We start from the raw sequence: 8,750 nt of genomic DNA, 5'->3' as shown, positions 1-8,750 counted from the left end.
CGAGTTCATGCTGGTGTTGGCGCAGTTGGGCGGCTACTTGAACAAAACAGGGCAAGGACCGCCCGGTTCCACCGTAATCTGGCGTGGACTGCGGCGACTGCAGGCGTACCGCGAAGCCTATATTGCATTCGGAACGGGCTAAAAAAAGATGTGTAGGATAAAGAGGGCAACGCCTGGGGTTTCAGTTTCAGACACCACCACCTCGCGGTAGCCCCAACGGGGCGGCTCTATTTGCACTGGCTATCCCAACCCTATCCCAACCCGGCATGCCATTTGCAGCTTGGTTTGAGATCGTTGCAAATACCCGTTCAACTGGCCGATCGAACGCGATGTCCAAAATGGCCAGGGAGCTGCGGTGAAATCGTAGCCGCTGAGATCAGGGCCGCTAAAATCGAGGCATTGGGGAGTCAGAGATGTGGTGGAGTTTAATCGGAATTTTGTTGGTGATCTGGGTCATCGCGTTCGTAGCGAAAGTTACCGCCGGAGGGCTCATTCATCTGTTCTTGATCATCGCAGTGGCCCTGCTGATCTATCGCTTGCTGACGGGCCGCAACGTTACTTGAGGATGCACGGCAGGACGAGGACATGACAACGATCCTAATTGTTGATGACAACGATGATATTCGCGACCTCTTGACGCGTAAGATGAAATCGCACGGTTTCTCGGTCGCCACTGCCGGTGATGGAGTCGAAGCCGTCGAACTGGCGGAAAAGCTGGACGTTGCCTTGATCCTGATGGATATCAACCTGCCGGATCTCGACGGCTTGGAAGCGACCATGCAGATTCGCGCCGCCGACGGAGACAAACATACGCCAGTGATCGCGTTGACGGCGTACGCGCTGCCCGATGACCAGGCTCGGGCCGAGGCGGCGGGCTGTGATACGTTCCATCCCAAACCGATCGATTTTGATAAACTCTTTGCCCAGATCCGCGAACTCATCGGCGACATCAAGGCTGGCCAGGCGTCGGCGCTGAGCGATATCGCTTAAAGACGGGGCACGGCGACCCAAACTGCTGGCCGCCACGGTGCCCAGCGCCCGGATGTTTTCGCCATTCCATTCATGGTAAAAAACGGCACACTTCGAACTCCCGTCTTTCAGCAGTATCCCATGGTTCAGCACAGTCCCACTTACGCCATCACCATCCGCTTACGCTACGCCGATGCGCCGGGCGCCATGGGGCACATTACGACGGCGATCGGTGAAGCCGACGGGGCGATCGGCGCAGTCGACATCGTCAACATCGCTGGCCATCGAATCTCGCGTGACTTCACCGTCAACGCCAAAGACGTCGACCACGGCAAACAGATTGTTGAGCGATTGAGAAAGCTGGACGATGTGGAGGTTGTGCATGTTTCCGACCGTGTTTTCCTCATGCACTTGGGCGGCAAAATCGAAGTCATTTCGAAGACGCCGATCAAGACACGCGACGACCTTTCGATGGCGTACACGCCCGGCGTCGCCCGCGTCTGCAAGTCCATTGAAGCAGACCCGGAGGCATCCTTTGCGCTGACGATTCGGCAAAACACCGTGGCCGTCGTGAGCGATGGGTCCGCTGTGCTGGGGTTGGGCAACATTGGCCCGCGCGCCGCAATGCCGGTGATGGAGGGCAAAGCCATGCTGTTCAAAGAGTTTGCCGATGTCGATGCCTTTCCGATCTGTTTGGATACGCAGGACACAGACGAAATCGTCGCGATCGTGCGGAATCTCGCGCCCACCTTCGGCGGTGTCAATCTGGAGGACATCTCCGCACCACGCTGTATCGAGATCGAAAAACGCCTCGATGCCGAGTTGGAGATCCCGGTCTTTCACGATGACCAGCACGGTACAGCAATCGTTGTCCTCGCGGGCCTGAAGAATTCCCTGCGACGGGTCAACAAGAACATGTCCGATGTGCGCGTTGTGATCAACGGCGCCGGCGCGGCTGGCACGGCGATTTGCCAACTGCTGATTACCTCTGGAGTTGAAAACATCATCGTCTGCGATCGCAATGGTGCGTTGCACCGGAGAGAACCCGAGGCGGACCCGACTAAGCAATGGTTGGCTGAGAACACGAACCCCGAAGCCGTCGCTGGACCACTGAGCCGGGCGATCCAAGGAGCAGATGTGTTCATTGGCGTCTCCGGAGCCAATACGCTGGCCGTGGAAGATGTTCAGAACATGAGCACAGATCCGATTGTTTTCGCATTAGCGAACCCCGATCCGGAGATTGATCCCAGCCTCGCGGAACCTTACGCTCGGATCATTGCGACCGGCCGCAGTGACTTCCCCAACCAAATCAACAACGTGTTGTGTTTCCCAGGCCTTTTCCGCGGCGTCCTGGACGTTCGGGCTACCACGATCAATACGGAAATGAAGATTGCCGCGGCCGAGGCAATCGCTGCAGTGATCCCACCTTCGGACTTGCTCGATGATTACATCATCCCGAGTGTGTTCGACCGTCGAGTCGCCAAGGTAGTCGCGTCAGCCGTCTCAGCTGCCGCGATCGAATCCGGTGTCGCACGCCGGAAAGCAAAAGCGGCCTACAGCCTCGAATAGCCAATTTGAGAGCAAAGCAGCCAGACGGCTCCGACCGTCTGAGCTGAACCAACGCCTCCACACTCGCGACGGGCGGAGCCGTCGGTCGACTATGTAGCCAGACGGCTCCGACCGCCTGAGCTCAACCAACGCCTCCAAACTCGCAGCGGGCGGAGCCGTCGGTCGACTATGTAGCCAGACGGCTCCGTCCGTCTGAGCTTAACCAACGCCCCTACACTCGCAGCGGGCGGAGTCGTCGGTCGACTATGTAGCCAGACGGCTCCGACCGTCTGAGCTGTCAAGACAGTGCGTCGGCGCATTAGCCACACTCCACAGATCAGCGCCCCAGCAAAACCGCTGCACCAGCCATCGTGTTCTCGAATGAAAATCGAAGCATCGATAGGGGGCGTGGCCGGCGGGTGCCCCATCTATTTTTCCCGACGCGCCCTGCTCTGAGCCAAGCCCTGCAGACAATGACCATGGTTTAAGATTCGCAAACATCGCTGGAAAACCAGACGGCGTTGCGCATGAAAAAACCCCCGACCCGCAGTGAATGAGGCGGACATTCACTACGGGCCATTGGGGGCATTCTTCCGGCCCAGGCAAGAGCCGAGAAGACCTTCGTGTCAATAATCGAGTCTCTCCGAGACCCGATGAAACGTCTCACCGAGACGCCGTGTCTTCCACCGCGGGCTGCTACGCCGCCGAATCGCCAAAGCGATCCGGCGACGAAGCCGCGGTGGGTAGATCAAGTAACCGAACCACTATGGATGGCGTCCGATGGATAGGCGTGCATCCCGTGCTCACTGATATCCAGTCCAGCGTGCTCTTCGGCAGGCGTTACTCGCAACATGCCAACTGCCTTGAGCACTCCAAAGACAACCGACATGGTGACAAACGCCCATCCGCAGATGGCGACCGTACCGATTGCCTGGGTCACGAATCCTTCGAACACACCCTCGAAGTGAGTGTTGGGAAAAATCCCCATCGCCATGCATCCCCACACCCCGCACACACCGTGCACAGGAAAGGCACCCACGGGATCGTCAATTTTGAGTTTGTCCAAAGCCACGATTGCCAGGACGACGAGCACACCGGCTACGCCACCGATCACGATGGACATGGAGTTGCTAAAGGCATCGCAGCAGGCAGTGATCCCAACCAATCCGCCGAGAGCACCGTTGAGGCTCATGGTCAAGTCCGGCTTGCCGAACAATCCCCAGCCAATGAAGGTAGCAATGAACGCACCGGCGGACGCGGCGAGAGTTGTGTTCACCGCGATCAAGGTGACCGCATCAATGTCTCCAGTCCCCTGGAAAGCCAACTGGCTGCCGGGGTTGAACCCGTACCAACCCACCCACAGGATGAACACACCCAGAGCCGAGAAGGCAACGTTGTGACCAGGCAGCGGTACCGAACGGCCATCGGGTGTATAGCGTCCCAACCGGGGGCCGAGGAACAGAGCACCCGCGAGGCCAGCGAAACCGCCCACGGCGTGAACCACTGCCGAACCGGCAAAATCTTGGAACCCCATGGCATCGATCCAGCCACCGCCCCATTTCCAATATCCGCTGATAGGATAGATCAATCCGGTCAGGATGGCACTGTAGACGAGATAGGCCGTGAACTTCATGCGACCGGCCACTGCACCGGAGACGATCGTGGCTGCCGTCGCTGCAAAGACGGCCTGGAAGAACCAGTCCACCTGAGGCGAGAAGGTCCGACCGGGGTCGTCGGTCGTGTAGATCCCCGATCCGCCAAAGGCAAAATAGCCGCTGACCGTTTCCGCATCGGCTTCGCTCATGTAGAGAGTGGGATACATCAAGCCAAATCCGACGACGAAGAACAACAGGGTCCCGACGGACAAATCCATGATGTTCTTAGCGAGAATATTGACGGTGTTCTTTGCCGAGTTCATCCCGACTTCCACCATCGCGAAGCCAGCCTGCATGAACAACACAAGAACGGCACATAAAAACAACACGGCATTGTCGAGGGCGTAGCCCACGCCGAGATCCTCGGTCTCACTCGCATCGGCGGCCTCTGCGACCTCCGTGACAGTAACGACTTCATCCTGCGCCGAGGCCACCGAGACGAGTGCCGTGCTCATTCCGAGCATCCCCACAACGAGGATCATCATCAGCCAGGAAGAGCGAAAATGCGTCCAACGAAATCCTGGAGTTTGCCCAATCGGGCTTCTTAATCCATTCGAACTTCTAAACATAAAGTCTTACCTTCTCAAAGACAGTTTTGTGTGAACCAACAGGGAAGTGCGGCCTCGCAATTGTCGCAACGACCTTGGAAACACTCACGCCCACTGGGTATATGTCAGCAACACGACGCCCACGCGATCGAGCCGACCGTCATACTCCTGCCCGGGCCAATTAAAAATGCTCGTGAGTCTCAGGTGATCAATGCGTAAGCAAGTTGCTTTCGCCGCACTGTTAAAGCACACCCCGCGCCAAACCGGCGACCGCACCTCAAAAACAAACCGCAAGCCATTAACACAAAACACCTTACAACTTTCCACAAAACCCAACGGAACGCTGCCCAGTGGAGCGATCCAGGGAGATGCCTAGAATCGATGCACGGAGTGCCCAAGCAGATGGCACTGCGTTGCAGACGGCATGGCCGGCCTCGAAGCGGGAACTTGTCGATCGCCTGGGACGCCGCCATTCGCTAAGGTAAAACGTGCTGATCCCCGCAAACTCGTCGCGTCCTGGTCATATCGAAGACCGGGTCGCACTGAAGACGGGTCACACTGAAGACGGGTCACTTTGCCGACGAGCGCAATACCTCTCAGTTCAACGAGCAGACCTCCATGAAGATCATGATCGTGATTCCGGCGCGTTTGGCGTCGAGTCGACTCAGCGAAAAGCTATTGCTGCGAGCGGGCGGAAAATCCGTCCTCCAGCACACCTACGAAGCCGCAGGGCGGGCAACAGTTGCCGATCGTGTGATCGTGGCCGCTGACGATCCGCGGCTCGTAGCGGAGGTGAATTCATTTGGCGGCGAAGCACGCTTGACGAGTGTGGATTGCCAGAGCGGCACGGACCGGATCGCTGAGGTCGCACTCATGCATGAAGACATCGATATCTTCGTCAACGTGCAGGGCGACGAGCCAGAACTCGACGCCCAGGTGATCGATGCGGTCGCATCGTTGCTCGCATCACGACCTGACGCCGACATCGCCACCGCAGCTTGCCCGATCGACACCACCGACAAACTCGAAGACCCAGCCTGCGTGAAGGTGGTCATGGGCAGTGAAGACCGCGCGGTTTACTTCAGTCGCGCCGCGGTGCCGCATGCCCGCGATGGTGCCAGTGAGGCGTTATTGAGTGGACAGCCGCCAGCCTATTGGCAACACATCGGCCTCTATGCGTATCGCCGTGATTTCTTGCTGTGGTTCGCCACCCAGCCACCAGGGCGACTCGAGAACATCGAAAAGCTCGAGCAACTGCGGGCCATCGAGGCGGGCAAGACGATCGTTGTCGCCGCGGTGGGACCATCGCCGCGTGGAATCGACACGCTGGATGACTTCCGCGCGTTCCAGTCGCGACTGGATGGCTGATCGGCTTGTTCACGCGGGCATCAGTGCGTCGCGTGCCGGCCATTCCTTGAAGGGGTTGCAGAACACAGCGCAGCGCCACCTACGGTGCCTCTTCACCCGCCCGGCGAAGCTGGGAAGGTCCGAAGACGAGCCTTTCGCGGGTCTGCCGGGGAGGGCCGACAATGCAAGAGAATATCTCAAACCAGCGCAACCTCAGTTCGATAACAGCCCAGCGTTGGCCTCGAAGCGAGTCGCAAACACACTGGTCATGCGATCGTGTATGCTTCGTACCTCCAATATCCGACGTTCTAATATCGCCTGCTTCTTCTGGGAATCTTCCGACGTGACTGAACCCGTTAACGCGCCTGCCGCCCCCTCATCGGTTTCACCGCTAGGGCTGACACTGTTTGTCATTTACACCCTGTTGTACCTGGGCTTTGTTCTGCTCAATGCCTTTGCGACTGAGACGATGGATATGGTCGTGGTGGCGGGCTTGAATCTCGCGATTGTCTATGGGTTTGGCTTGATCATCGCTGCGATTGTGATGGCATTCATTTATGGCTTCGCACTTCGTGGCGACACCGGATCACATCCCGCGGCGGACGACAAAGGAGAGTCGGCATGATCTACGATCCTTCCTCAACAGCGGTCATCGTATTCTTCCTGTTCGTTGGCTTCACGGTCGGCCTCAGCTTTTACCTGGGCAGCAAAGCGAAATCATCGGCGGGTTACTTTGCCGCACACGGGCAGATCCCGTGGTTTATCAATGGGGTGGCTTTCGCAGGCGATTACCTTTCGGCAGCATCCTTCCTCGGCATCTGCGGGATGATTGCGGCGTACGGCTACGACGGATTCCTCTACTCGATCGGTTATCTCGCCGGTTGGATTGTGGCGTTGTTTGTGATTGCCGAGCCGATGAAGCGGTTGGGCAAGTTCACGTTCGCCGACGCGCTCGATGCGAAGTTCGACTCCCCTGGAATCAAGGCTGCCGCTGGTATCAGCACGCTGGTCGTGAGTGTGTTCTACTTGATTCCGCAGATGGTCGGCGCGGGCGTGTTGATTCAGCCCTTGCTGGGATTCCCTCACTGGGTCGGCGTGGTTCTAGTGGGCTGCGTGGTGATCACGATCGTGGTGACCGCTGGCATGGTGTCGACGACCTGGGTGCAGTTCCTCAAAGGCTCGCTGCTGGTTGTCTTCAGCACGGTGCTCGTCGTGCTCGTGCTGCAGCAAGGATTCCATACCGATCGCACTGCGTTTGAGACCATTGGACCGCTTGAACTGACAACTGCTGAGGGTAACGGCGGTTCGCCGAGCCCACAGGCAATCGCCGCTGCGGCGGGCCGGAGCCTGTATGTGGATCAGTCCGACGCGGGCCTATCTGCCCCCTGGGACCAGGCCAGCCAATACATTCGCTTTGCCTCGCGTGAAGACGCGGGATACGACGTGTTCCGGATCGAGCAAAGCGACGACGGCATTCGCTTGCGTCAGGCACAAGCGGTCACTGAGACAGCGGGCGGAGAAAAATTCGTCGGTGGCTTGCCCTTCGGAGCGGGAGAGGGAGAGCGATCACTCCGCCCGGTTGGCCACTTAACTGAATTGCCGGCCGAGTATGCAGCCGACGAGACGACGAGCGAGCCCACATCGGAGAGCGCGAGCACCGGCCCGCTCGGCCCGATTGAGTTTTTCGATGTCCTCCGCCGCAGTGAGGTGACCCTATGGGGCAGTGAAAAGCTCGTCCAAAATGACGCCGCAACGACCACCGTCTACTTTCAAAAGCCGACCTCCGGTTCAAAGGTATTGCGGCCGGGCGAGCACCCGACGTTTGCGGGCATCCGCAGCGGCCGCTGGACCGATCGCATCAACTTCCTTTCGTTGATGCTCGCGTTGTTCTGCGGCACCGCATCGCTGCCACATATTTTAATCCGGTACTACACCGTTAAAGACGCAGCGGCAGCCCGGAAGAGCACGATCGTCGGGATCGCGAGTATCGGATTTTTCTATGTGCTGACGCTCTACCTGGGACTTGGGGCCATGGTGAGTGGCACGCTCGACGTGACCAACAGCAACATGGCGGCTCCCTTGTTGGCGCGGGGGATCAGCGATCTCCTGTTCGCGATCATTTCCGCGATTGCGTTCACGACAGTTCTGGGCACGGTCAGCGGGCTGATCCTCGCCAGCAGTGGTGCGGTCGCTCACGATTTGCTTGGTGGCGTGATGGGGATTCAATTCTCTGAGGGCAATCAAGTGCGGGTGGCGAAGGTAGCCGCCGTGGTCGTCGGTGCCATCTCGATCGCGCTGGGGATTCTGTTCCAGAACCTGAACGTGAGTTACCTAGTTGGCTGGGCTTTTAGTATTGCGGCCAGTGCGAACTTGCCGGCCCTCGTGATGCTGCTGTTCTGGCCGCGGACGACCGCTGCTGGGATCATCGCCAGTGTTGTCGTCGGGATGTTCAGTTCACTCGGTTGGATCCTGCTGTCGGCAGACACGTATAGCAAGGTCTACGGGCTGGATCCGGCTAGCAGCCCGATTCCGTTTAGCCAGCCAGGAATTGTCACCATTCCTTTAGCCCTGCTGACGCTAGTGATTGTGTCGTTGTTGACGGGTAATTCTCGGCCAAAAACGGAATCTGACGTCGAAATGGGTACGAAACTGGCTTGACAGCATCAAATGAATGCTTATAGTT

The 8,750-nt window shown here is 58.3% G+C and carries 7 protein-coding genes; 6 read left to right on the top strand and 1 reads right to left on the bottom strand.

Annotated features, from left to right (window positions below):
* The first annotated feature begins 413 nt into the window (after positions 1–413).
* The 3 genes from CA85_RS18485 to CA85_RS18475 all read left to right on the top strand — a co-directional run bounded on the left by CA85_RS18485 (position 414) and on the right by CA85_RS18475 (position 2,538).
* Positions 414–563, top strand: a complete 150-nt coding sequence (locus CA85_RS18485) for a lmo0937 family membrane protein (RefSeq protein ID WP_146392843.1) — start codon at positions 414–416, stop codon at positions 561–563.
* A 22-nt stretch (positions 564–585) separates the two neighbouring features.
* Positions 586–990 (top strand): response regulator, encoded by a 405-nt coding sequence (locus tag CA85_RS18480; protein ID WP_146392842.1) that lies wholly within the window; start codon positions 586–588, stop codon positions 988–990.
* A gap of 120 nt (positions 991–1,110) precedes the next feature.
* Positions 1,111–2,538: an NAD-dependent malic enzyme gene (locus tag CA85_RS18475; protein ID WP_146392841.1), complete on the top strand. Its 1,428-nt coding sequence runs from the start codon at positions 1,111–1,113 to the stop codon at positions 2,536–2,538.
* Positions 2,539–3,265: 727 nt separating this feature from the next.
* Here CA85_RS18475 and CA85_RS18470 read toward each other — a convergent pair.
* Positions 3,266–4,654: an ammonium transporter gene (locus CA85_RS18470; protein WP_391564903.1), complete on the bottom strand. Its 1,389-nt coding sequence runs from the start codon at positions 4,652–4,654 to the stop codon at positions 3,266–3,268.
* A gap of 684 nt (positions 4,655–5,338) precedes the next feature.
* On the opposite strand from CA85_RS18470, the gene kdsB reads away from it, so the two are divergent.
* From kdsB to CA85_RS18455, 3 genes are all read left to right on the top strand, one after another.
* Positions 5,339–6,088, top strand: a complete 750-nt coding sequence (gene kdsB / locus CA85_RS18465; RefSeq protein WP_146392840.1) for a 3-deoxy-manno-octulosonate cytidylyltransferase — start codon at positions 5,339–5,341, stop codon at positions 6,086–6,088.
* A gap of 322 nt (positions 6,089–6,410) precedes the next feature.
* Positions 6,411–6,692, top strand: coding sequence for a DUF485 domain-containing protein (locus tag CA85_RS18460; RefSeq protein ID WP_246112956.1), 282 nt, complete (start codon positions 6,411–6,413; stop codon positions 6,690–6,692).
* Positions 6,689–8,725: a sodium/solute symporter gene (locus CA85_RS18455; protein WP_146392838.1), complete on the top strand. Its 2,037-nt coding sequence runs from the start codon at positions 6,689–6,691 to the stop codon at positions 8,723–8,725. The genes CA85_RS18460 and CA85_RS18455 overlap by 4 nt, the downstream gene beginning before the upstream one ends.
* Positions 8,726–8,750 lie beyond the last annotated feature (25 nt).

Source organism: Allorhodopirellula solitaria, from assembly GCF_007859855.1.
GTDB lineage: Bacteria > Planctomycetota > Planctomycetia > Pirellulales > Pirellulaceae > Rhodopirellula > Rhodopirellula solitaria.
The sequence above is the reverse complement of the archived record's forward strand: the minus strand, read 5'-3'. Positions and strand labels throughout refer to the sequence as shown.

Excerpts from the sequence above, each read along its gene's own strand:
- CA85_RS18485 (WP_146392843.1), top strand. The coding sequence starts at position 414 with ATGTGGTGGAGTTTAATCGGAATTTTGTTGGTGATCTGGGTCATCGCG.
- CA85_RS18480 (WP_146392842.1), top strand. The coding sequence starts at position 586 with ATGACAACGATCCTAATTGTTGATGACAACGATGATATTCGCGACCTC.
- CA85_RS18475 (WP_146392841.1), top strand. The coding sequence starts at position 1,111 with ATGGTTCAGCACAGTCCCACTTACGCCATCACCATCCGCTTACGCTAC.
- CA85_RS18470 (WP_391564903.1), bottom strand. The coding sequence starts at position 4,654 with ATGATCCTCGTTGTGGGGATGCTCGGAATGAGCACGGCACTCGTCTCG.
- kdsB (WP_146392840.1), top strand. The coding sequence starts at position 5,339 with ATGAAGATCATGATCGTGATTCCGGCGCGTTTGGCGTCGAGTCGACTC.
- CA85_RS18455 (WP_146392838.1), top strand. The coding sequence starts at position 6,689 with ATGATCTACGATCCTTCCTCAACAGCGGTCATCGTATTCTTCCTGTTC.